This is a genomic window from Providencia heimbachae ATCC 35613, assembly GCF_001655055.1.
Lineage (GTDB): Bacteria > Pseudomonadota > Gammaproteobacteria > Enterobacterales > Enterobacteriaceae > Providencia > Providencia heimbachae.
Window position 1 is genome coordinate 1 of record NZ_LXEW01000048.1, and the last position, 24925, is coordinate 24925.

The 24925-nt window shown below is 38.2% G+C and carries 22 protein-coding genes; 14 read left to right on the forward strand and 8 right to left on the reverse strand.

Features of this window, described 5'->3' with window-relative positions; translation table 11 throughout:
* Positions 1-1035, forward strand: a 1035-nt coding sequence (locus M998_RS19830) for an FKBP-type peptidyl-prolyl cis-trans isomerase (RefSeq protein ID WP_248846449.1), incomplete at its 5' end; no start/stop codon positions are given.
* Positions 1036-1264: 229 nt separating this feature from the next.
* Here M998_RS19830 and M998_RS16860 read toward each other — a convergent pair.
* From M998_RS16860 to M998_RS16870, 3 genes are all read right to left on the reverse strand, one after another.
* Positions 1265-2086 carry a helix-turn-helix transcriptional regulator gene (locus M998_RS16860; RefSeq protein WP_068909929.1) on the reverse strand — a complete coding sequence of 274 codons (822 nt, stop codon included), beginning with the start codon at positions 2084-2086 and terminating at the stop codon, positions 1265-1267.
* Positions 2087-2982: 896 nt separating this feature from the next.
* A complete protein-coding gene (locus tag M998_RS16865) occupies positions 2983-3348 on the reverse strand; it encodes a nitrous oxide-stimulated promoter family protein (RefSeq protein WP_068445576.1) in 366 nt (121 codons plus the stop codon).
* Positions 3349-3604: 256 nt separating this feature from the next.
* A complete protein-coding gene (locus tag M998_RS16870; protein WP_068445574.1) occupies positions 3605-3817 on the reverse strand; it encodes an HP1242/YdcH family protein in 213 nt (70 codons plus the stop codon).
* A gap of 267 nt (positions 3818-4084) precedes the next feature.
* Between M998_RS16870 and eco the strand changes: the two genes are divergently transcribed.
* Complete coding sequence (gene eco / locus M998_RS16875; RefSeq protein WP_068909930.1) at positions 4085-4561, forward strand: serine protease inhibitor ecotin; 477 nt, start codon at positions 4085-4087, stop codon at positions 4559-4561.
* A 112-nt stretch (positions 4562-4673) separates the two neighbouring features.
* Here the strand turns inward: eco and M998_RS16880 are convergent, their stop codons facing one another.
* Positions 4674-5111, reverse strand: coding sequence for a universal stress protein (locus tag M998_RS16880; protein WP_068445568.1), 438 nt, complete (start codon positions 5109-5111; stop codon positions 4674-4676).
* 311 nt (positions 5112-5422) lie between these two features.
* Here M998_RS16880 and M998_RS16885 point away from each other — a divergent pair, with 311 nt between their 5' ends.
* From M998_RS16885 to M998_RS16925, 9 genes are all read left to right on the forward strand, one after another.
* Positions 5423-6352, forward strand: a complete 930-nt coding sequence (locus M998_RS16885; RefSeq protein ID WP_068445567.1) for a cation diffusion facilitator family transporter — start codon at positions 5423-5425, stop codon at positions 6350-6352.
* A 218-nt stretch (positions 6353-6570) separates the two neighbouring features.
* A complete protein-coding gene (gene galE, locus M998_RS16890) occupies positions 6571-7596 on the forward strand; it encodes a UDP-glucose 4-epimerase GalE (protein WP_068909932.1) in 1026 nt (341 codons plus the stop codon).
* A 14-nt stretch (positions 7597-7610) separates the two neighbouring features.
* Positions 7611-8663: a UDP-glucose--hexose-1-phosphate uridylyltransferase gene (locus M998_RS16895; protein WP_068909934.1), complete on the forward strand. Its 1053-nt coding sequence runs from the start codon at positions 7611-7613 to the stop codon at positions 8661-8663.
* 72 nt (positions 8664-8735) lie between these two features.
* A complete protein-coding gene (galK, locus tag M998_RS16900; RefSeq protein ID WP_068909936.1) occupies positions 8736-9896 on the forward strand; it encodes a galactokinase in 1161 nt (386 codons plus the stop codon).
* 153 nt (positions 9897-10049) lie between these two features.
* Positions 10050-11090 (forward strand): galactose-1-epimerase, encoded by a 1041-nt coding sequence (locus M998_RS16905; protein WP_068909938.1) that lies wholly within the window; start codon positions 10050-10052, stop codon positions 11088-11090.
* A gap of 196 nt (positions 11091-11286) precedes the next feature.
* The gene (locus M998_RS16910) at positions 11287-12285 is read left to right on the forward strand and encodes a substrate-binding domain-containing protein (RefSeq protein ID WP_068445556.1); all 999 of its coding nucleotides are present in this window, start codon (positions 11287-11289) and stop codon (positions 12283-12285) included.
* Positions 12286-12530: 245 nt separating this feature from the next.
* Positions 12531-14162 (forward strand): sodium/sugar symporter, encoded by a 1632-nt coding sequence (locus M998_RS16915; protein ID WP_068909940.1) that lies wholly within the window; start codon positions 12531-12533, stop codon positions 14160-14162.
* Between the two features lie 312 nt (positions 14163-14474).
* Positions 14475-14831 carry a type II toxin-antitoxin system RelE/ParE family toxin gene (locus M998_RS16920; RefSeq protein WP_068909942.1) on the forward strand — a complete coding sequence of 119 codons (357 nt, stop codon included), beginning with the start codon at positions 14475-14477 and terminating at the stop codon, positions 14829-14831.
* Entirely contained in the window at positions 14831-15130 is a 300-nt protein-coding gene (locus tag M998_RS16925) for a helix-turn-helix domain-containing protein (protein ID WP_068909944.1), read from the forward strand. Before M998_RS16920 ends, M998_RS16925 begins: the two co-directional genes overlap by 1 nt.
* 82 nt (positions 15131-15212) lie before the next feature.
* Here M998_RS16925 and M998_RS16930 read toward each other — a convergent pair whose 3' ends face one another.
* From M998_RS16930 to prpB, 3 genes are read right to left on the reverse strand one after another with little or no spacing between them, the layout of a single operon-like run.
* Positions 15213-16667 (reverse strand): bifunctional 2-methylcitrate dehydratase/aconitate hydratase, encoded by a 1455-nt coding sequence (locus M998_RS16930; RefSeq protein WP_068909946.1) that lies wholly within the window; start codon positions 16665-16667, stop codon positions 15213-15215.
* 13 nt (positions 16668-16680) lie between these two features.
* Positions 16681-17844 (reverse strand): bifunctional 2-methylcitrate synthase/citrate synthase, encoded by a 1164-nt coding sequence (prpC, locus tag M998_RS16935; RefSeq protein WP_068909947.1) that lies wholly within the window; start codon positions 17842-17844, stop codon positions 16681-16683.
* Positions 17845-17899: 55 nt separating this feature from the next.
* Positions 17900-18790, reverse strand: a complete 891-nt coding sequence (prpB, locus tag M998_RS16940; RefSeq protein WP_068909949.1) for a methylisocitrate lyase — start codon at positions 18788-18790, stop codon at positions 17900-17902.
* 297 nt (positions 18791-19087) lie between these two features.
* On the opposite strand from prpB, the gene prpR reads away from it, so the two are divergent.
* Positions 19088-20668, forward strand: coding sequence for a propionate catabolism operon regulatory protein PrpR (gene prpR, locus M998_RS16945; RefSeq protein ID WP_068909950.1), 1581 nt, complete (start codon positions 19088-19090; stop codon positions 20666-20668).
* A 769-nt stretch (positions 20669-21437) separates the two neighbouring features.
* Positions 21438-22580: an MFS transporter gene (locus tag M998_RS16950; RefSeq protein ID WP_068909952.1), complete on the forward strand. Its 1143-nt coding sequence runs from the start codon at positions 21438-21440 to the stop codon at positions 22578-22580.
* 113 nt (positions 22581-22693) lie between these two features.
* Here M998_RS16950 and M998_RS16955 read toward each other — a convergent pair whose 3' ends face one another.
* On the reverse strand, positions 22694-23638 hold the full coding sequence (locus M998_RS16955) for an ATP-grasp fold amidoligase family protein (protein ID WP_068909954.1): 945 nt from the start codon (positions 23636-23638) through the stop codon (positions 22694-22696).
* 386 nt (positions 23639-24024) lie between these two features.
* Here M998_RS16955 and M998_RS16960 point away from each other — a divergent pair, with 386 nt between their 5' ends.
* Positions 24025-24924 (forward strand): YncE family protein, encoded by a 900-nt coding sequence (locus tag M998_RS16960; protein ID WP_068445533.1) that lies wholly within the window; start codon positions 24025-24027, stop codon positions 24922-24924.
* Position 24925: the final 1 nt, after the last annotated feature.

Consider the following 24925-nt stretch of genomic DNA (forward strand, 5'->3'; position numbering starts at 1 on the left):
AGCGATACACAAGTTAAAACGTTAACTAATGATCTAACAAAGCAAATGGCGCTGCTCAAACAAAAAGAAACTGCATTATCTAAGTTAGACGCAGAGAAAAAAATGATTCAAGAGTCGTTAGCTGCTCAGAAATCTGATAAGCAACTACTGGAGTTAAAAAATACTCAGTTAGCTAAGCAAGCGGAAGAGCAGGAAAAAATCTTATCTAACCTTAAAAAAGATATTGCAATACAAACGAAAAAACAGTCTGAAGTTGAACAACAATTGGCTGAGGCAAATAAACAAATTAGCGCGTTAAAACTCAATACGGAGAAGCTGACCGTAGTGAGCACTAATTTTCAGACTCAAGCCTTAGAGCTTGAAAATTTGAAAAAACAGCTGAATGATAAAATTAACGCGGAATCAAAAACGCAAAAAGATCTGGCATTAGCGCAAGATAATTTGAAAAAATTGAAGGCTGAATTAGAGTCTAAGCCCGCTTTGCAGAATGATAATGCACTAAAATCTCAAATTATGGATTTGAATAAAACCATAGCGCGGCTTCAGCAGGAAAATGAAAGCTTAAAATCTAAACCAGCGAGTTCTAATAAAGGTTTAGCCGGCCGAGTTAATCCAAAAGCACCTTCAGCACAAGATTTAAAACAAATTGCTAATGAAAATAGTAAGCGCAATGAAAAAATTATCGAGCAAATTACGCAACAAAAATACAGTAAGCTTGATAGCAATACCTACTATAAAGTCTTACAAGCGGGCTCACCAATTACAAATGTGAAAAATAAAGATATCACCTTTATTATGAGGGAGCAGTTAACAGATGGTACCGTAACTGTAATGTACACGGATAAAAACCCAGTCACATTACCTTATAATGAATTACCGACACCACTTAATTCATTCATTGAAAAAGCCGGTGAGGGGGGGATGGTTAAAGTCTATATTAAACCAGAAGGTGGTTATGGTGTTCAGGGGATCCCTGGAGAAGTGCCTCCAAACTCAATGTCTATTATTGATTTGAAAATAATTAAAGCAAAGTAATTTAGATTCGAGTTAAAAAGGTCGTTTACTGAAAAGGTAAGCGGCTTTTTTTATACTTATAAATAGTGGTACTAGGGTAAACAGGAAGAGGTGAAGCTATTTTGAGTAAATGATTTTAACGCGGGTAAGGATTAAGATAGGATTTGTGGTTTTGCCTTTCTGCCAGTGTATAGAATTCTATAACTGACAGGGCATGTATTCTATATAAGCGATACAAACGATGTGGGGGTTAAGCGGCTACTCGCGATCTACTTGGAGTATAGCCAAATCGTTTTCGGTAACTCTGAGTAAAGTACGATTGGCTAGAGAAACCTGCTTCCATTGAAACCTCCACTATACTCATTGCGGTATTTATCAGTAATTGATGTGCATACATAATTCTTTTTTCACTAATCCATGAACGTGGAGAGGTTGAATAGACTGTATTAAACAATTCTTTAAAGGTTGTTAATCCCATTCCAAATGTTTTAGCAAATTCACTTAATTTCCATTCTTTTAGATAATTGTGTTCCATAAACGATTGTAAGCGCGCAGCTTGACGATTGCTTAATTGACGCAACTTAGCAAGTAACAAAGCACCTTGGTCGTTGTATGATAGTAATAACAATAGTTCTGAGATACGCAGTGATACGATAATATCAGGATAATTATTCGTCACGAATGATTTTAAACTTTTCTTGATATCATCCATTAAACAGCAAGGTACAAATTTAATTATGTCACCTTGATCTTGTTCTGCACGCTCAATTTCACTCAGTTGAGTACCGTGTTGATTAATGAACTCACGTAAAAAATCATCTTCTAATGGTAGCCAATAGAATTCACAGTCAGCAATATTATCCATAATTTTAAATGAGTATGATCCTTGCTTGTGATAGAGGATATCACCTTCATTTAATATTTCAGTTGCGGCTGGAGTTTCTAGTAGTAAAGAACCCTTTTCAATAATAATGATACCTTTTGACGGGAGGTCGAGAATTGAATGAGCGTTGTTTTTATCAATACGAATCTTCTTTATTACTTGGTTATTCAAACTGTTTTCATCTTGCATACTATCACCTTAATTAACTACACCATTATAAGTAAATTGATTAAATAATACTTAATATCACCTTATTGTTGCCTTTTGGTACAAAACGTCACTATGACTTGATGGTTGAAATTATATAAATCGATTACATTTGTGTCATAATTTAATTCAAAGTATTAATAAATGTTTCGAAATATACTTTTTACGTTGTTTTGGTATGTTTGTCGTGGTATTTCCGATGTTTTTAATGATTGCTTTTTTATAAAAAACCAAGTTCATCGATGTTTTGTGGTGTAATGAACTGGTTGTGTGTTTTTTTTTGGGTTTTAATATTTTAATAAAATTTACTTAAAATTAAGTTATTTTAATATTTCTAAGATAAGTCATCATTTTTGGTGAGTTAGGTACATTTATAGCTATGAAAATTATTGTTAATAAATTCGTTAAAAACACATATTATAAATATTATTTATGTATAAAGTGTTTAATAACGTCATCAATTTAAATTATTAATCTTATGGATTTATTTTATTGGTCAATTGGTGCAAAATTAGTGATAAATTGAGATGTAAATCTCATTTTTTAAACTATCAATAAAAATTATAGGTTTTGTAAATAAAATAAACATGGATTTTGGTAATTAGTTATATTGAGTTATTATTTTTTAGATATGTATAGATCCACAGGCTTAACCGTAACCTTATTGGCTTTTAGTCAAGAAAGGTTGGTTGGGCGCTAACTTTAGATCGATATTAGAAATTTTATAAATCAACAAGTTATCTGCTCAATATTAATAAGCCTATAATTGAGCATATAAACGAAGCCATGTTAAAGAACCTTAACAATGCTAATAGTGAGGTAATTGATATCTTGTATCGTCAGGGCTTGATTTTAAAAATATAATTATTTGTATTGATTTAGGGTGAGTCTTCAGTGCTAGGTATTTTCTTCCTAACTCTTGGTGGGAGTTCAGGTACCGGTTTTCTATCATCAAGTAAGTGGCGGATCGCGAGGATAGGATGGTGAATAAGCATTTTTGGGCCAGCCCAGCGCATGATAACCTTCATTTGCTCGCGCATCTTAGGTTGGTAACAATGAATTGGACATTGCTTACACGCGGGTTTCTGCTCGCCATAACGGCATTTCTCTAGTCGGTTAATGGCATAAGAATAGAGCTTTTGGTAATGATCGGGATTATCTATAGGTGCAGGATAGGCTTTTTCATAGATTTTTATCATTTTTTCGATAGTGATTATTTCTCGATGAATGCGTTTACCCGTCATACCTAGCCTTAATAAAGTAGCAAAACATATATTTAATATATATGTTTATTAAAACAATAGAAAGAGTGTGTTTATTCAAAAAGAGATATAAAACGTAAAATGGCATAAGAAAATACTTATGCCATGCTGAAAATTGGTCTAAATGTGCCTAAAATGAAAAAAATTAGATTTACAAGTACCTATAGAAGCACTAAGAGAGTGTGTAAAACAGTTGATAACATGCCTTGTATAGGTTGAAGCTTAGCTTGAATAATGGCTATTTACTCGCTTGCATTATTTTTTGCATTTCATCTTTTATATGCAGTTTTTCTTTTTTAAGCTTTGCAACATGTTCGTTATACCCAGCCCCAGATGGGCCTTCAAGCTTGCTAATTTCTTTATCTAACTGGTGGTGTTTTTCATATAGGGTTTGAAAACGGGGGTTTGTGGACATTAATTGTGAAACTAAATCTTGATCTGTAGATAACATACTACCTCCTCAGAATGTATTAAGCCTCAAAAACAGTATAACCACTGGAGACTCTAGATGCATTAAAATGGCGGGTAATTTACATAATTTTTATCAGATTTATGATCCTTATACTAAAATTAAGTATGATGCTGAAGTCTGAGGCTTAAAATCTATATTTTTGTAATTAAGAATCATCTGCAGTGAAAGTTATCGTGTAAATGACTTACTATGATATTAATAACCCGTGTTTTAATTGGATTTTTTTGAGTGATATAGGAATTTATAATGAAAAAAGCGATTTTATCTGTAATGGCTGCAGTATTAGTTTCATCATGCGCAGTAGCAACGGAAGGATTGGAAAAGATCGCACCCTATCCAAAAGCTGAAGAGGGTATGACTCGCCATGTAATTCAGTTGGCTAATCAACAAAATGAAAATGATTTTATGATTGAGCTTGTTATTGGCAAAACGATGAAAGCGGATTGTAACCGTCAATGGTTTATGGGCGATCTTGAGGCTAAAACCTTGGAAGGTTGGGGATACGATTTCTATAAATTAGAAGAGGTCAAAGGTCCTGCATCAACGATGATGGCTTGTTCAGAACCAGCTAAAGAGCGTTTTATCTCGACGCAATTAGGGGATGATGCTTTTATTCGTTACAACAGTAAGTTACCAATTGTTGTCTATACACCATCTGATATGGAAGTTAAATATCGTGTTTGGTCAACAAACGATAAGCTGGCTGATTCAATCAAAAAATAACTTTCTCTAGCGAGAATATTTAACAATAAAAATGCCGCAATATTATTTTTGAATTGCGGCATTTTTATTTGTATAAGTTGGCTTATATCGATATAAATTGAAACAGCAAGTTTTATCGAATAACAAATACTGAGGTTTTTGCGTGTCGGACAATCGCGGATGCAGTTGAGCCAAGAAGATAAGTTGAGGTACTTGGGTGATGTGAACCCACAACAATTAAATCAGCATCAATTTCTTGGGAATAACTTAATATCTCATCTTTAGCTGAACCAATACTTACTTTGCAGCTAATCCTATCATCCGCTATTTTTACATCCTTAATCACTTCTTCTAAGGCTCTCATTGCTAGAATTGAGCGTTCAGCAGAGTCTTTATTGCTTTCTGGTAACGCCGCTATTTCGATGCCAAAGAATAACTCCATACTTGGAATAACGGATATAAAGTGAATTTCTGAAGTACTGAGTTTTGCTATCTCTTCGACATGTTTGAGGATAACGAGGTTTAATTCATCTTCTAATAAATCAATAGGAACTAATATTTTTTTATACATAGCAGCCTCATTCATATGTGATTGATATTTATTATAGCTAGTAACTATTAATATACTATAAGTTATATTGGCTTCAATGGGGTATGAATGAATTAGCATTTATTGTTGTTTTTATAATGGTATAGTTAATTTAATCATATTAAGAGTAATGTTAAAAAGGGTAATTATTCTCAATCAAACTAATAATTTACAAATTATTATAAGACATTTAACAATGAATATGTCAAAGTGAATACTATTTGATTAACCTATTGATTTAAAAGCGTATGTTAAATGATAATTATTTTGTTTTTCATTAAAGAAAGCGGATTATGAATAAAAATAACCTCCCTAATCAAGGGCATCATGAATTTGAATTGCAGCAAGAAAAATTTGAGGCAGCGAAAAAAAGTACGCTGATTAGCGTCGCAGTAAATACGGTTTTATCCATTTGGCAAATAATCGTTGGTATTTTCTCGCACTCATCAGGGTTAATTGCTGATGGTATTCATACCTTATCTGATTTAATTGCTGATTTTGTTGTACTTATTGCTAATAAAAAAAGTCATAAAAAACCAGATGAAGATCATCCTTATGGCCATTTTCGTTATGAAAATGGGGCATCCTTAATTTTAGGGATTATTTTATTAATTGTTGGAGTGGGGATGGTGTGGTCTGCTATCCAAAAAATGTTACATCCTGAACTTATTCAGGAAGTTCATACTATCGCCTTAGTGGCAGCGCTCACGGCTCTAGTCGCCAAGGAAGGGTTGTTTCGTTATATGCTCCATGTAGCGAATAAAGTGAACTCAAGTATGTTGGTAGCCAATGCTTGGCATGCTCGCTCTGATGCGGCATCTTCTTTGGTTGTTGCCATTGGTATTATTGGAAGTCTATGCGGATTTCGTATTTTTGACCCGATAGCGGCATTAATCGTAGGTACTTTTGTTTTCAGGATGGGGTATAAGTTTACTTATCAGTCTATGCAAGATTTGATGGATAAAGGGGCGGATGAAGAAACCTTACAAGAAATTCGAGTTGTGCTTGATAGTATCAAAGAGATATCAGGTTATCATGATTTAAAAACGCGAAAATCGGGTGATTTTTATCTTGTTGATGTTCATTTAGAGTTAATAGGGAGTATGACTATTTTTGAAGGACATGATATCGCTGTTAATGTGCGTAAAAAATTGATGGAAAACCCTCAAATTCTTAATGTGATGACTCACTTAGATCCTTATGACAAAGATTGTCTTCATTAAAACCAATCGCTAAATTGATTAACCTAAATATTAAGTAGGGAAGCCTAAACTCGTGATAGTTTAGGTTTCCCTATTTACGCATCCCCCTTTTTAATTTTAGTGTAAACGTTTACACTAAGGCGAGTTTGATCACAGAACTATGCCTTAAGTCATTGCTATACTTCCTGTCATGATGATGAGTAACGGGAAAACGGGCTTAAAATAATTTAGGGGTGAATATGCGAAATGTTGAAGTGCTAGTCACAGGCGGACTTGGCTATATAGGCAGTCATACTTGCGTTCAAATGATAGCGGCAGGAATATCCCCCGTTATTCTGGATAATCTTTGTAATTCAAAGATGGAAGTATTGAATCGTATTGAAAAATTGGCTGGCTATCGCCCCACTTTTTATCATGGTGATGTTCGCGATGAGCAATGTTTAGCGACTATTTTTTCCGCACATCAAATTCAATCTGTTATTCACTTTGCAGGTTTGAAAGCGGTAGGGGAATCAGTTGAAAAACCAATTGAATATTATGATGTTAATGTCAACGGCACGCTTGTTTTAGTTCGATGTATGCAACAAGCAGGTGTAAAAAGCCTTATTTTTAGTTCTTCGGCGACGGTTTATGGTGAACCAGCAACCTTGCCTATCACTGAAGAATTTCCAACAGGGAATACTCAAAGCCCTTATGGAACCAGTAAATACATGGTTGAGCGTTGTTTATCAGACCTCTACCTAGCCGATAATTCATGGTCAATTTCATTACTACGCTATTTTAACCCTGTAGGGGCTCATTCGTCAGGCCTGATGGGTGAAGATCCCCAAGGTATTCCTAATAACCTGACCCCATACATTGCACAGGTTGCAGTAGGGCGGCGAGCAAAATTGGCGATATATGGAAACGATTACCCTACGATTGATGGAACCGGGGTACGTGATTATATCCATGTAATGGACTTGGCAGATGGCCATGTGCTCGCGCTTAATGTTGTTGGATTGCGCGCCGGGCTTCATGTCTATAATTTAGGCACAGGCAATGGAAGCAGTGTCTTACAAGTCCTTCAAGCATTTGAAAAAGCAACGAGTAAGCCAATTCCTTATGTATTTGAACCACGCCGGGCTGGCGATATCGCAGAGTATTGGTCAAGCCCTGAAAAAGCGGCTTCTGAGTTAGGATGGCGAGCGACTCGTTCAATAGAGGATATGGCCGTAGATACGTGGCGTTGGCAATTAAATAACCCAAATGGATATGAAAACTAAAGGAACTAAATGACATGAAAAAAATACAATTTAACCCATCTGATTGCCCTCATCGTCGCTATAACCCACTCACTGGTCAATGGGTACTGGTATCACCTCATCGTGCAAAACGTCCATGGAGTGGGCAGGATGAAAAAACTACGTTTTCAGCGTTGCCGCAATATGATGAGCATTGTTATTTATGTCCAACCAATAAGCGTGTTTCTGGCGAAGTAAATCCAGATTATCAGGGGACTTTTGTTTTTCAAAATGATTATTCGGCATTGTTACCTGAAGCTTGTGAACAACCAACAAATCAATCTGGTTTATTTCAAGCTCAAGCGGTTAGTGGCCTTAGCCGTGTGATTTGCTTTTCCCCTGATCACAGCAAAACACTTCCTGAATTATCATTATTGGAAATCGGGCAAGTGATTAACACTTGGCAGCAGCAAGTATCAGAGCTTAGCGAACGATTTTTATGGGTGCAAATATTTGAAAATAAAGGTGAGGCTATGGGGTGTTCACAACCGCATCCTCATGGGCAAATTTGGGCTAGTGATTTTTTACCTAATGAAATTGCGCGAAAAGACCATTTTTTAGCTGAATATTATCAGCAAAATGGCAGTAATTTATTGAATGATTATGTTAAGGCTGAAATGCAAGATGGCTCTCGCACCGTGGTTGAGACAGAGCATTGGATCGCCGTCGTACCTTACTGGGCAGCGTGGCCATTTGAAACCATGTTATTACCTAAACAGCATATTAAACGAATGGATGAGATGAATGAATCTATCCGTTCAGATCTTAGTGTGGCCCTAAAACAACTTACTTGTCGCTATGACAATCTATTTAATTGCGCATTTCCATACTCTATGGGATGGCATTTTGCACCTTTTTTCAATCAAAACAAAGATATTGAGCACTGGCAGCTCCATGCATTGTTTTATCCACCTTTATTGCGTTCGGCAACAGTGAAAAAATTTATGGTGGGGTATGAAATGCTCGCAGAAGTTCAGCGAGATTTGACGCCAGAGCAAGCAGCACAACGGTTACGTGATGTGAGTGATGTGCATTATAAGCAACAGTAATTTCGATAAAAAATTAATAATTACTCAATTTTTTATATTGCGAGAAGAATTTAAAATTTAGGGACGTATTAAATGGAAATCTTACAAAAGAGAGTGGCAAATGCTTTTCAACAAGCGTTTGGCTATCAAGCAAGTACTTATGTACAAGCCCCCGGACGCGTTAACCTTATTGGCGAACACACTGATTATAATGATGGTTTTGTATTGCCTTGTGCCATTGATTATCAAACGATGACAGCGGCAAAAAAACGTCATGACCGAATCATTAGAGTTGTTGCCGCAGATTATGATAATGACTGTGACGAATTTAGCTTGGATGAAGAAATTGTTTTTTTGCCGCAAAAAATGTGGGCGAATTATATTCGTGGCGTGATTAAATTTTTATTACAAAGAGGTTTTGAATTTGGTGGCTGTGATATCGCAGTGAGTGGTAATGTCCCACAAGGTGCAGGACTCAGCTCTTCCGCTTCTTTAGAGGTTGTGATTGGTCAAACGATTAAAGCGCTATATCAATTAGATATCAGTCAGCAAGATATTGCGCTGAATGGTCAGCAAGCTGAAAATCAATTTGTTGGGTGTAACTGCGGTATTATGGATCAACTGATTTCTGCAAGTGGTGATGAAGGGCATGCCTTGCTGATTGATTGTCGAAGTTTATCTGTTTTTCCAATCCCTGTACCTGATGATTTGGTTGTGATGATAATCAATTCAAATAAAAAACGAGGGTTGGTCGATAGCGAGTACAATACACGTCGTCAGCAGTGTGAAGCAGCGGCTAAGCTGTTTTCAGTTAAAGCGTTACGCGATATGACTTTTGAAGAGTTTAGTAAACAACAAAGTCGACTCGACACACTGGTTGCTAAGCGGGCGAAACATGTTATTACTGAAAATGAACGTACACTTGCCGCGGCTAAAGCCTTGACCGAAAATAACTTGATATTACTCAGTCAATTAATGGCTGAGTCGCATATTTCTATGCGAGATGATTTTGAAATTACGGTAAAAGAAATTGATATATTAGTCGATATCGTCAAATCTGTTTTAGGCAACCAAGGTGGTGTGCGTATGACGGGAGGCGGTTTTGGGGGTTGTGTTGTTGCGGTGATGAAGCAGCAGCTTGTTCAGTCTGTGATGGATGTGGTTGAGGCTCAGTACCAAGCGATGACAGGACTAAAGGCGGATATCTATGTGTGTCAGCCAAGCGCAGGGGCAGGCGTTATTATGCCAAATTAATCACTATGTTGTCCCCTTTATACTTTAAGTTGCATGGGGTTGGTTATGATTAGCGAGTTTAGTGTATCGTTTATTGACCCCCTACCTACATACAACTCGAGTTATCTTGGATATACATTATTAAAGGTCTATAACATCATTATTGGGAAGAATATGCAGTTTTCCAAAGCACAAAGTAACCCTTTGCGAACGCCGAAAGTGATTGCGCTCACAAATAAAAATGAGATGAAAATTATTTTGACAAGCCTAGGTGCTAGCTGGGTGAGCTGCATATTACCGCTCTCCACGGGTAAGCGGGATGTCATCTTAGGTGCACCAAATATGGCAACGCAAATGGAACAAGGCGTCTATTTAGGGGCAACCGTTGGTCGTGTCGCTAATCGTATCGCGAATGCTAAGTTCACTTTAGGTGACAAGGTGTATTCAGTGAGCAATAACCAAGGTGAGCATTGTTTGCACGGTGGAAAGGATAATTTTAGCTATCGAGTGTGGGCAATAAGCCAGCCTAATCCACAACAAGCTGTTTTTACTCTGGTTTCTTCAGATGGCGACCAAGGGTTTCCGGGCGAGCTAACGGTTGAAGTCCATTATGAATTAACGGATGATAATCAAGTTATTATTGATTATAAACATCAAGTTAATCAGCTATGTCCTGTAAATTTGACGAATCACACTTATTTTAATTTGGCTGGTGAAGAATCGGCGAGAACCGCATTAGAACATGATTTACAAATCCATGGGACACATTTTTTACCGACAAGTAAAGAGGGTATTCCAACGGGTGAATGGCGAGATGTGACGGACACTCATTTCGATTTTAGACAAAGTAAACGTATTGGTCGTGATTTTTTGCAAGATGAGGAACAACTGCAAGCGGGTGGTTATGATCATACATTAATATTTGATAAATCAGTGATTGATGGCCAGACCTCGGCAGCGTCGTTACTCTCTCCTGAGGGTGATGTACGGATGAATATCACCACGACAATGCCCTCAATGCAGTTGTATACCGGTAATTATCTTGTCGCCGTTCCGGGTAAAACAAAAGTATATACGCCTTTTTCCGGTGTTGCGTTTGAAACTCAGTTCCCGCCGGATGCGATTAATCATCCTGAATGGGGCGCGCAATACAGTGGTATTTCTCAACCGAATGAAATATATACCAGCCAAACTCGGTATCAATTTGTTTTTTAATTATTAATTTGTATATGGTTTATTGATTACCAAACACCGAAATATTACGGTGTTTGGTTTTTTTATATGTAGGAAAGGAAATCACAACAATTTAAATCTTGTTACTTGGATTTAATCCTCTATTTTTAGATTCTAACGCATTGTTTTTAAATGTGGTCTGTTGTTTAATAAGCCATCTTGGGTATTGGGGTACATAATGGCGACAATAAAAGATGTGGCAAGGGAAGCAGGGGTATCTGTTGCAACTGTTTCACGTGTGATTAATTTATCACCCAAAGCAAGCCAAGCTTCCATTGCATCCGTTCAAAAAGCGATGAATAAACTTGGTTACAGGCCAAATGCCGCAGCCCGAGCATTAGTTAACCAAAGCTCAAACACGATTGGCGTGCTAGTTAATGATGTTTCTGATCCTTTTTTTGGTGTAATGGTAAAAGCGGTTGATAGCGTCGCACATAAAAATGGTAAACATATTTTAATTTGTAATGGGTACCATAATGCGAAAGAAGAACGGCAATCGATTGAATTACTAATTAATAACCGTTGTGATGCCCTCGTTATTCATTCAAAAGCGTTGTCAGATGACGAATTAATTGCCTATGCAAAAGAAGTGCCTAGCATGGTGTTGATTAATCGACGTATTGAACAGATCGCTAATCGTTGTATTTCATTGAATAACTACAAGGGCGCTTACCTTGCGACGGAGCATCTTATTCGTCAAGGTCATACAAAAATTGCCTATATTTCCTCAAACCATGAAATTGAAGATGCGGTGCAGCGCTTATTAGGTTACCGAGATGCATTGAAAAATAATGGCATTGAGTTACCTGAGAGTTATGTGGAATATGGCATGCCTTATGGTGAAGGCGGCGAACAGGCTATGACCAAATTATTGATCAAATCATTGGATATCACCGCTGTTGTTGGTTACAACGATTTTATGGCCGCAGGTGCGATCGCAGTTTTAGATGAAAACGAAATCCATTCTCCAGAGCAGGTTTCTGTTATCGGTTTCGATGACGTCTTAATCGCTCGCTATATTCATCCTCGCTTAACAACAATTCGCTATCCAATTCAAATGATGGCAGAGCGTGCAACTCAGTTAGCACTGGCATTAGCGCGTAAAGAAAGTATACCCGATGAAAATTTAGTTTACTCACCTACACTGGTTCAGCGCAATTCGGTTCGTCCTCTATAGCTTTTTAATTGCCATGTAAACGTTATCATTATTTTGTGATGACGTTCAATTATTTGATAACTATTTTATAAGATCACGAAATATCGATATCCATTTTATCGGGATATAGTGAGGCTTTACCCTTTTTTGACCTATTTAATTAAAAAGTGTTAAATAATTAGTGGAAATATGTGATTCAAGTAACGGCTAAAGCTAGTGGTAACGTTTACACTAACGTCGTTATCATTTGGCGAAGGAATTTTATTATGCAGACAGAAGGTATTGGATTAAGCACGCTAGATTATGGGGTTTTTACCCTGTATGTGCTTATCATCATCACCGTCGGGCTTTGGGTATCCCGAGAAAAAAATGGGCAGAAAAAAGGGACGAAAGATTATTTCCTTGCAGGAAAAACCTTGCCTTGGTGGGCAATTGGTTCCTCATTAATTGCAGCGAATATTTCTGCTGAGCAATTTATTGGCATGTCAGGTTCCGGTTTTTCAATCGGGCTTGCTATCGCATCCTATGAATGGATGGCGGCACTCACATTGATAATCGTGGCAAAATATTTTATGCCAGTATTTATCGATAAAGGTATTTTTACTATTCCTGAATTTGTTGAAAAACGCTTTAACCGAACATTAAAAACAATTTTGGCGGTATTCTGGTTAGCATTATTTATTTTTGTTAACTTAACCTCTGTGTTGTATCTAGGGTCTCTTGCTCTGCAAACTATCCTTGGCATTCCAATGCATTATGCAATTTTTGGTTTGGCTTTGTTTGCCGTAGTATATTCCCTTTATGGGGGTCTATCTGCCGTAGCATGGACAGACGTTGTTCAAGTTTTCTTCTTAATACTTGGTGGCTTCTTAACCACTATCATGGCGGTGAGTTATATCGGCGGTGATGCAGGGCTTTTTGCAGGTATGTCTCGTATGGCGAGTGAGGCGCCAGCTCACTTCGAAATGATTTTAAGTCAGGATAATCCACAGTTTAATAACTTACCGGGTATTGCGGTATTAATCGGTGGCTTATGGGTAGCAAACCTCTATTATTGGGGTTTTAACCAATATATTATTCAACGCGCTCTTGCCGCTAAATCTATTGGTGAAGCACAAAAAGGGTTGGTTTTTGCTGCATTCTTGAAATTAATTGTGCCGATCCTTGTGGTTGTTCCGGGTATTGCCGCTTATGTTATCGTTTCTGACCCTGTGTTACTTGCTGGTTTAGGCTCTATGGCACATGAGCATATGCCAACATTAGCTCAGGCAGACAAAGCTTACCCTTGGCTAACGCAATTCTTACCTGTTGGCGCGAAAGGTATCGTATTTGCAGCCTTGGCGGCAGCTATCGTGTCTTCGCTGGCTTCGATGCTGAACTCCGTTGCAACTATTTTTACAATGGATATTTATAAAGAATATATTGCGCCTGCAACGGAAGATCATAAATTAGTTAATGTTGGTCGGATCAGTGCTGTTGTCGCCTTGATTGTGGCATGTTTTATCGCACCATTATTGGGTAATATCGGTCAGGCATTCCAATATATTCAAGAATATACAGGGCTCGTTAGCCCAGGTATCTTAGCGGTATTCTTGTTAGGGTTATTTTGGAAAAAAACCAATGCAAAAGGGGCGATTATCGGTGTGTTACTTTCCATCCCATTTGCACTATTCCTGAAAGTAATGCCTTTAGGCATGCCATTCCTTGATCAAATGATGTACACCTTCTTCTTTACCGCAGTTGTTATTGGTCTAATCAGCCTGACAACGGCGAAAGAAGATGATAGCAAAGGCGCAATCATTTTAACCGCAGAAACATTCAAAACGTCATCGGGGTTTAATATTGCATCCTATGCCATTATGGTCATTCTATGTGTGCTGTATGCCTTGCTGTGGTAATTAGTTAGTATGAATCAACCATAATTTAGAATGATAACAAAAGGCAGATATAGCAATATATCTGCCTTTACTGTCTATATAATCCTAATCGATTAATAGGCTAACTTGTTTATTTAATTAATCCTTTCGAAGCACTTCGCAAATAATAAATTTCAGTGATTACCTTTAATTTAACGTGGTTATGATGCCTGTCTGCAATAGACCGTTCTTCAAGGCTTAACGATGTGAATCGTTCATGTTTGAAGATTTAATTCATTTGATTTTATAACCTGTAGGTTATAAAGTGCATTATAACTTCGAGGTTATAATTTGTTGACATGGAAGATAACAACAAGGCCACTTTTTGAAGCTTGGTTTGAAGAACAAAACGAAGCCGTACAAGAGGAGACACTGTCCGTCTTGAATATTTTACGGGAGTACGGCCCTTATATTGGTCGTCCGCAAGTAGATACATTAAAGGACTCTAAGTATAGAAATATGAAGGAGTTAAGAATTCAGGTGGGTGGTCATCCGATACGAATTTGCTTTGTATTTGACCCTATGAGGAAGGGCGTAATATTGTGTGCGGGTAATAAAAAAGGTCATGATGAAAAACGATTTTATAGCAAACTAATTAGACTTGCAGATATGGAGTATTCGATTTATTTAAAGGGGATATATAAAATATAATGGGAACTTTAGAGGAACTACTGGCTAAACGCTCGCCTGAGAGCTTAAAGCGCATTGAAGCGCGAGTGGAAGAACTCCGTCGTGAGATAACGTTATCTAAAATGCGAGAAGAGTTAAATATCTCACAAGTACAATTGGCTGAATCACTTGGGATTAAGCAGCCCGCAGTGGTTAAGATGGAAAAATTGGGGAATGATCCCAAACTGTCGACGATTAAGCGTTACGTAAAGGCATTAGGGGGCGAATTATCACTTGATGTCACTCTATCAAATGGTAAAAAACTTGAGCTTCATCTATAAATTGGCGATGCGGAGTCTACTTGATAAATAATTCAGGAGGTAAATATCCTCCTGAATTATTTTATGTGTCTAGTTGATTAAATTAAATAACAAATAAATCCAAATATTCATTTACGGGTATATTTTCGAATAAAGGTTTGTCTAAAGAAGCACAAAGAATACGAATTTGTTGAGCCTCAGGGAACTGGCGCGCTAAATTGATCCTGAATTTTTTCAATAATAGGGGCATCCCTTCTTGACGACGTCGTTTATGGCCAACAGGGTATTCAATCACAACTTCATCAAGTACTTGACCATCTTTCAGCTTTATCGTCAGCCCGTTGCTAATTGAACGTTTTTCAGGGTCGTGGTAATCAAGGGTGAAATGAGTATCTTCATAGCAGTGCATTTTTGCACGTAGTACATCAATACGTTCATCATTGGCAATGTTGTCTTCATAATCTGCCGCAGTAAGACGCCCAAAAATAAGCGGAATAGCAACCATATATTGAATGCAGTGGTCACGATCAGCCGGGTTTTGCAATGGACCAGTTTTATCAATAATACGAATGCAGGCTTCATGGGTTCTAATCGAAATAGACTCAATATCCTCTGCACTCTTGCCCATGGATTGTAATTTTTCAAATAGCTGTAATGCCGCTTCAACGGCAGTTTGCGAGTGGAATTCGGCGGGAAATGAAATTTTAAACAGCACATTTTCCATCACATAAGCGCCATACGGCCGCTGAAATTGGAAAGCTTGACCATTAAATAAAGCGTCATAGAATCCCCATGTTTTAGCTGTCAATGCGGTGGGATAACCCATTTCTCCTTTTTGTGCCATCAATGCTAGCCTAACCGCTCGTGATGTAGCATCGCCCGCCGCCCATGATTTGCGAGAGCCTGTATTTGGCGTATGACGATAAGTCCGTAGGCTATGTCCATCAACCCAAGCCAGGGAGACAGCATTGAGAATTTGTTCTCTCTCTAACCCTAACATTTGTGCCACAACAGCCGTTGAGGCTACTTTCACCAATATTACATGGTCAAGGCCAACTTTATTAAACGCATTTTCGAGCGCGATACACCCTTGAATTTCATGGGCTTTGATCATAGCAGTGAGGACATCACGGATCACTAAGGGTTTTTTACCTTTCGCTAGGTTTTCACGAGAAAGCCAATCCGCAGTGGCTAAAATTCCCCCTAAATTATCAGATGGGTGCCCCCATTCTGCGGCAAGCCAAGTATCGTTGAAGTCGAGCCAGCGGCACATTGTGCCGATATTAAAGGCCGCTTGTACGGGATCTAATTGGAATTGAGTTCCCGGCACTTTGGCACCATTAGGGACAATCGTCCCTGTAACAATAGGGCCTAATAATTTTTTACAAGCAGGGTATTCTAATGATTCCATTCCACAACCAAGGGTATCAAGTAAACAATAATAGGCGGTGTCATAAGCGAGGTCTGAAACTATTGGGTATTGGGTAACATAATCAACGATATCGCTGATAACTTTGTCAAATTCAATACGCGGCGAATTAATGGTTTGAGTTGTCATTATTTTACCTTTATTAACGCTGTTCTAATGGGATAAACAGTTTATTTTCCGGGCCAATATAATTAGCGGATGGGCGAATAATTTTGTTATCTTGTCGTTGTTCAATGATATGTGCCGACCAACCTGCCGTTCGTGCCATAACAAATAACGGGGTAAACATGGCGGTAGGGATCCCCATCAAGTGATATGCCACCGCTGAAAACCAATCTAAATTTGGAAACAGACCTTTTTCGCGTTTCATCACGGATTCAATGCAATTAGCAACCGTATATAAATGACGGTTTGCACTTTGTTCTGAAAGTTGTAGTGCGACGGATTTAATGATTGGGTGACGAGGATCGGCGAGGGTATACACAGGGTGGCCAAAGCCAATAATGACCTCTGAATTTTTAACGCGGGAAATAATATCTTGTTCGGCTTCATCCATTGAGGCATAACGTTGTTGTATTTCTAAGGAAACCTCGTTAGCTCCCCCATGTTTAGGACCACGTAAAGCGGCAATTGCGCCGGTCATTGCTGAGTAAAAATCAGTGCCTGTACCAGCGATAACTCGGGCTGCGAAAGTTGACGCATTGAACTCATGTTCCGCATATAAAATAGCGGCGATATGCATAAACTTTTCCCATTGTGCTGGCGGCTTTTTGCCATGCAATAAGTGTAAAAAATGCGCGCCAATGGAGTCATCATCGGTCTGAGTTTCAATGCGGTTACCATGGTGACTGAAGTGATACCAGTACAGTAAGATAGAGCCAAGAGATGCGAGTAATCTGTCCGAAATTTCTTTAGCTCCTGACAAGGGATGGGCATCTTTTTCAGGTAAAACACAACCCATAATTGAAACGCCGGTGCGCAATACATCCATGGGGTGTGCATTAGCGGGGATAGATTCAAGAGTTTGTTTAACGTTGGCTGGTAAGCCACGTAATGATTTTAATTTTTCTTTATAAGCGCTTAATTCTGTTTGGGTAGGTAGCTTATCGTGAATAAGCAAGTGAGCAACTTCTTCATATTCACATTGTGTGGCGAGGTCATGAATATCATAGCCGCGATAATGAAGGTCATTACCGTTTTTCCCTACCGTACAGAGGGCGGAATTTCCTGCGGTTACACCGGATAGCGCTACTGATTTTTTGGGTTTAAATGGCGTTGATTCTGTACCTTTAAGTTGTTCATTCATCATAAGTTCCTTGTAGGGGAGAGGTGATTACAACTTGCTTTAATTTTTATGGGTATCACTTGTTTTTTTGTTGTGCAAATAGCGCATCAAGCTTTTGTTCGTAATCGTAATAATGGATGCTTTGATACAGTTCTTCGCGAGTTTGCATCAGTGACACAACGTTTTGCTGAGTACCATCTTGGCGAATAGCGTTATAGACTTGTTCAGCCGCTTTATTCATGGCGCGGAAGGCGGAGAGTGGGTAAAGCGCAATCGCGATACCCACACTGCGTAGTTCATCTAAGCTAAATAATGGAGTTTGACCAAATTCGGTTAAATTGGCGAGTACGGGAACGGGTGCATTGTTGGCAAAACGTTGGTACATCGCAAGTTCAGTAATCGCTTCAGGAAATAGCATATCAGCACCCGCTTCAATATAGGCATGGGCTCTTTTCAAAGCCGCATCGATACCTTCTACCGCTAATGCATCGGTTCGTGCCATGATGACAAAATTATCATCGGTTCTAGCATCGACAGCGGCTTTGATACGATCAACCATTTCTTGCGTTGAAATAATTGCTTTGTTTGGTCGATGACCACAACGTTTTGCGCCAACCTGATCTTCGAGGTGTAACCCTGCAGCACCTGCTTTGCTCATGGATTTAACAGTGCGTGCAATATTAAAAGCAGAAGGGCCAAAACCAATATCTGCATCAACCATCAAGGGTAAGTCGCATACATCGGTAATTCGGCGAATATCAATTAAGACATCCTCTAATGTAGAAATACCAAGATCGGGCAGACCAAGTGATCCCGCTGCAACACCGCCACCAGAAAGATATATCGCTTTGTATCCGGCTTGCTGGGCAAGTAGCGCATGATTGGCGTTGATCGTGCCGACGAGTTGCAGTGGTGATTCATTTTTTACTGCATCCCTAAATTTTTGCCCCGCTGTTATTTGTGGCATAACGCCTCCTCTATTTGTTACTCATATGTAGCGAATTATTTATAACTATGGTTAGCAATTGCCATGCCAGCCTGAATAGAAACGATAAATTAAAAATAAATCATTAAATATCAATTAAATATATTAAAAATAAAATTTGTGACGGAGAGGGCATTTTGCAACAAGTACGCTACACAGTTTCATTGAAACAAATTAATGTTAAGTGAAACGGTATTTGCAACGGAAGATGAAACGGCGTGATAGTGGGTGCAGGAAAAGGCGATAACACCAATTCGATTGAACTTGTTTGAGGTAAAGATGGAAAAACCGATAATTTGGACGGTCTCTGTATCGAGGCTATATACCCTTTTTCGGGATATTAGCCCTGAGTTTAGTGCGCAAGCGGAAATTACACCGCTGAATATTGGCTTTGAACAAGCTTCTGAAGAGGTGCGTCGCCGTCTCAAGGATGGGCATTGTGATGCTATTATCAGTGCAGGCTCCAATGGCGCATACTTAAAAAGTCATGTTTCAGTACCGGTTATTATCGTTAAAGTCAGTGGGTTCGATGTGATGCAAGCACTGGCTAAGGCGAGAGAAATAAGCAATAAAGTCGCTATTATTAATTATCAAAAAATCATCCCTTCATTAGCAGAATTTCAAAATAATTTTGGTTTGCGCATTGAACAGCGAAGTTATGTCACTGCAGAAGATGCCCGTGCCCAATTAAAAGCACTAAAAGCAATGGGAATTCATGTGGTTGTTGGTGCTGGGTTGATCACCGACTTAGCTGAAGAAATGGGCATGACGGGTATTTTTATTTATTCAACTGAGACCATTCGGCAGGCATTCTCCGATGCGATTGAGCTTAGCCGTATGTCCCACCATCAAAAAAATAATATTCAAGCGGCCTACCAGCCAGCTCATCCTGCTAAAGTTCGTCATACCATTAATGATTTAATTGGGATGTCTGCTGCAATGGAACGCGTACGTCAAACAATTATGCTATATGCGCGTTCTGATGCAACGGTCTTAATACAAGGGAATAGCGGAACAGGTAAAGAGATGGTGGCACAAGCGATCCACCATGAGTTTACCTTATTTAATCAACATAAACGCAGTAAACAGCAAATGCCATTTGTAGCAGTCAACTGCGGGGCTATCCCTGAAACATTATTGGAAGCTGAATTATTTGGTTATGAAGAAGGAGCTTTTACAGGATCACGAAGAGGTGGGCGAGCAGGGTTATTTGAAATGGCAAATGGCGGAACCCTATTTCTCGATGAAATAGGTGAAATGCCTATTGCATTACAAACCCGTTTATTAAGGGTATTAGAAGAGCGTTCTGTTGTTCGCATCGGTGGATATCGACCATTGCAAGTTAATGTCAGAGTTATTTGTGCAACGCATTGCGATCTCGACAACTGGGTAAAAGAAGGGCGTTTTCGTGCTGATTTATTTTACCGATTGGGTGTGCTCAGAATGCAAGTTCCCGCATTGCATGAGCGGGGGGATGATATTTTTATTTTAGCAGAACGATTACTTAAATTAGCGTTTTCTAGACTCGAACTGCCACTTCCAGCGTTTCGTGTTCAACAATTATTACAGTGTCGGCATTTTTTCAATCAGTATCAATGGCCAGGTAATGTCAGAGAACTCAGAAATTTGATGGAAAGGGTTGCCTTATTTTGTAGCGCATATACCGATAAAACCATCAGTGATGATATGCTAATGAACCTTTCTCCCGAAAGACAAAAAAACACCATAGATGATAATAAAGTAGAACAAATCGAAGAGCCTTTGGAAGAAATTATGGCGCGTTTTGGTGGTAATAAGCAAGCCGCTGCCCAATATTTAGGTGTTAGTAGGACTACGCTGTGGCGTCGCCTTAAAACATAATTCCCCGTCATACTTTGTGCTGTCGAGGGTGTTGGCTACGTTCGTCTCCCCGAGTCACATACTGATGTATGCTCCCCGGAGTCATCTCTCTTGCCGCCTACCGACAACACAAATTATTTAGGGGAATGAATTGAGTCTACTTTGTGCTGTCGGGGTGTTGGGTATGCTCGTCTTCCTGAGTCACATACTGATGTATGCTCCCCGTTGTCGCCTTACTTGCCGCCTACCGACAACACAAATTATTTAGGGGGGCTCCCAAACTATTTGAGGGCGTAATTACGTTATTAAATAATATTCAAATATAAAGAAATTTCCGAAATAAAATTTCAGATAAATTATTTTGTCATTAATTACTTTTGATTGAATTTAATCTAACTTAAGTTGTATCAAAAAGTAACGATGTTACAATTCCATTTAACTAGTCTAACAAATTGTTTTGTAATGATAATTTTATTTAAGTTGATCTTTTTTAATTTACGTTCCACACCGAAAATTATGTGATTTTTCTCACATAAATAAATTTGTTAGTCACCATTAGATTTTCTCATTTTAACTTCGTGAATGAAGGGGCTATATTGCGCTCCAATTAGCCTTATCTACATTTGTGACTTGAGCTATTTTAGGTATATATATTATTTTCCCACTGCACTAATCGCCGAAATGTATCCGTTTAAAGGGTGCAAGTTTGTCGCATTTTACGATGTAGTTGCAGCGCATATTATTTATTTTTTTAGTTGGAGAGTGGGACGTGAATCAGTCCACGACTATAATGCGCAAACGCGACAATACATTCGTTCCTGTTGCCGGTTTAACGCTATTTGCTATTGCATCGGGTTATTTGATGAGCTTAATCCCATTATCAATGGGAAGCTTTAATATTGATACTGGCTATGCGGGTTGGTTGGCGAGTGCCTACTATATTGGCTTATTAATTGGTTCTATGTTAATTGAACCGGTGATTGCTAAAATTGGCCACCGACTTGCCTTTATTGGTTTTTTATTAATGTTATCGGCAACGGTAGTCGTATTACCGTGGACACCAACTATTGAAGCATGGCTCCCAAATAGGCTTATCGCAGGTATTGCCGTTGCGGGTATTTTTGTGGTGGTTGAGTCATGGCTATTAATTGGTGACAACCAAAAAGAACGCGCCAAACGTCTTAGTTTCTATATGACATCTTTATATGGTGGAACCACACTAGGACAGCTCGCGATAGGCTTTATTGGTACTCAAGGCATCTATCCTTTTGTTGTCGTTTTAGGTTTACTGTTAATCGCAGTACTTCCGCCATTATTGTTTCGTGAAGGTCAGCCGGAAAGTGGAACGCATCAAAAGTTATCACTGAAAAAAATTGCACGCTTAAGCAAACCTGCAATGATTGGTTGTATGGTTTCCGGTATTTTAATGGGAACTATTTATGGATTAATGCCACTGTCATTAAAGAAAGATCAATTTTCAATTGATCAAGTCGGTGTTTTAATGGCATCCATTATTCTTGGTGGCATGATTATACAGCCTATTATTAGTAAATTATCTGTCATCATGAGCAAAACCTTATTGTTGGCAATGGTGTCTCTGCTTGGTGTTTTTGCGATGGGTATCATCTATATTTCAAGTGATTATTTAGTGATGATTGTTGCATTAGCCTTGTTGGGCATGTCTTCTTTTGCACTTTACCCAATCGCGATTACGTTAGCATGCGATAACCTTGATTCATCTTATATTGTTGCAGCAACTCAAGTGATGTTATTTAGTTATAGTGTGGGTTCAGCGATGGGACCATTAGCTGCGGGTACCTTCCTAACGCAACATAATGGGTTAGTGAATTTTTTCTTTATCGTGCTGATTGTCACTGCGATTTATATGCTTATTGCGAGCTTGCGCCGCAAAGCGAGTGTGCTGGCGAATTAGTTAAAAGATTCTAAGTTAGTCAATAAAATAAAGCCGACATATCACTGTTAGCGAAACAGAAATATGGCGGCTTTTTCATGCTTAATAAGGACTAAAGTGTCTTAATTTTTAAGCTATTTCTTTTTGTTAATCGATGCTGTTGCAAGTTTAGGCTTAATTTGCTTGATTGGCGCTGTACTTGTGATCCTTTGTTCCCATAGCTCACCCATTTTAAAGTCCCATGATAATGGTGAAATCACAGTACGACCTGCATTAGGAGCAAAGGTCAACTCACTAAAATAGAGCATGTTATCATCAGACATTAAAAAATCAGCCCGGCAATAGTCAAAAGGAGTGACCAATATTTGTGCTAAGCGCAGCATTTCTTGGAATAATGGGGGCTCTGGCACAGGGTCTAACATATTTGGATAGTCAAAGGTAACGGGTTGCAGCTGCCAGTTGGTATCATAGATATTGATAAACTCAGTACCTTTGTCATCAACATAATCAATCTCGATATAGACGGGCTTTCCTGAAAAACAGTGGATACGGCAGGTTTCTGGAACGTGCTTTCTATTTTTATGCGTAAATAAGTCTATATATTCTTCACAAATAATACGTGGCGGAATATCTTTATAGTGTCTTTCTCGTGTAATGAAATAAAGATTTTTTATTAAATGAGATGATAATTTGTCTTTAGCTTTTTGTAGATCAAAGTGCGATTTATTTAAACAAATAATACTGCTACCACTATCATGGCTACACTTTAATACGAAGCGTTGAGGCAGTTTATCAATATTGATTTCATTTGCGTTATTATAAGCGGCTAAAATTGGTACTAAATATTCATTGCCGATAGTTCTTGATACATAATCCCTCACGCTAATTTTATCAGCTAGCTGAGTATAAAGCGGATTTTTATCGTAGATCATTCTAAAATTAACTTTTTCATTAAAGCTTTTTGGTACATCAAAATTAGGTTTGTAGCCTAGTTTTTTTGTAAATTTATTAGATAGATAGAGTTTATCACTAATAACAAGTGCGCGTAGTTTTTTGAGAAAATACTCTAGTTTTTTCATGAGTTTAGAAACCATTCAAAGTAAATTATGAGTGCTTATTAGGATATAGTTATTATTGATAGATTATATTTCTACTATTTTAAATAAAAAGTAAATGAATATGCTTTATCAGATTAAATATTGTTTAACCTTTATTTAATTACAGACCATTTAATTAAACGAAAAGTAAACAGTAATTAAAATAAAAAAATAAATAAAAATATATCAATAATCTAATCAATTGTTTTATAAATTTGTTTATTAATGATAATTTAACTTAAAATATGCTTTCTATTTTATATTGCAATCGTAGCGTAAGGTCGGTATTTAAACCTTAATTAAATATTTAGCCAATGAGTTGCTCATAAACTATATTTAATAGTATGTAAATAAACTATGAGGCTGATATGACTAAAAACACTGCAACATCTTACCCTTACCTCTTGCTTCTTGACGTCATAAATCCCGCAATAACTCAGCTCAATAAAGCCAATTTTGCTACCGTCAATATTATTGATGACTTAGGCGGAACACCTGACGGTATCGCGGTAGATCACATTAATCATTTGATTTACTGGAGCAATATGGGAGATGACTTTGAGGCTGATGATGGCTCTATCAATGTGATGAGTTTTGAGGGGAGTGGCCGAAGGATGTTAATCGGTCATGGGCAAGTACGGACACCTAAGCAGCTTTTGTTAGATAGTGATAATGCCCGTTTATATTGGTGTGATCGAGAAGGGGGTAAGGTGTGTTCTTGTAGGACGGATGGTAGCGATCTACAAACGCATGTGGAAAGGCCGAGGGGCGGGGCTGATAGGGTTGATATCTCAAATCAATGTGTAGGAATAGCATTAGACGAAGATAAAAAGTGGTTATATTGGACGCAAAAAGGGCCATCCAAAGGAAATAAAGGTCAGTTATTTCGAGTACCTTTAGTTATGCCACCACATGAATTAGCCAGTGATCGTGAAGATATTCAATTATTACTCGATAAGCTACCTGAGCCAATTGACCTATTACTTGATCAAGATGCGCGTATTCTTTATTGGACGGATAGAGGCGCAGAGCCAAATGGTAATAGCTTGAACAGTGCATCTGTCGTGGATGATGGGCTGATTGATTACCGTGTTATTAGCCGAGGCTTCAAAGAAACCATAGGCTTAGATTATGATAAAACAGAAAATATCATGTATGTGGCTGATTTAAACGGTGGCATTTACCGAGTGACATTAATTGATGGTAAATGGAAAAAAATACACCAAGGTAAAGGCTATACCGGGATTGCATTATTTTCTGGTAGCTAAG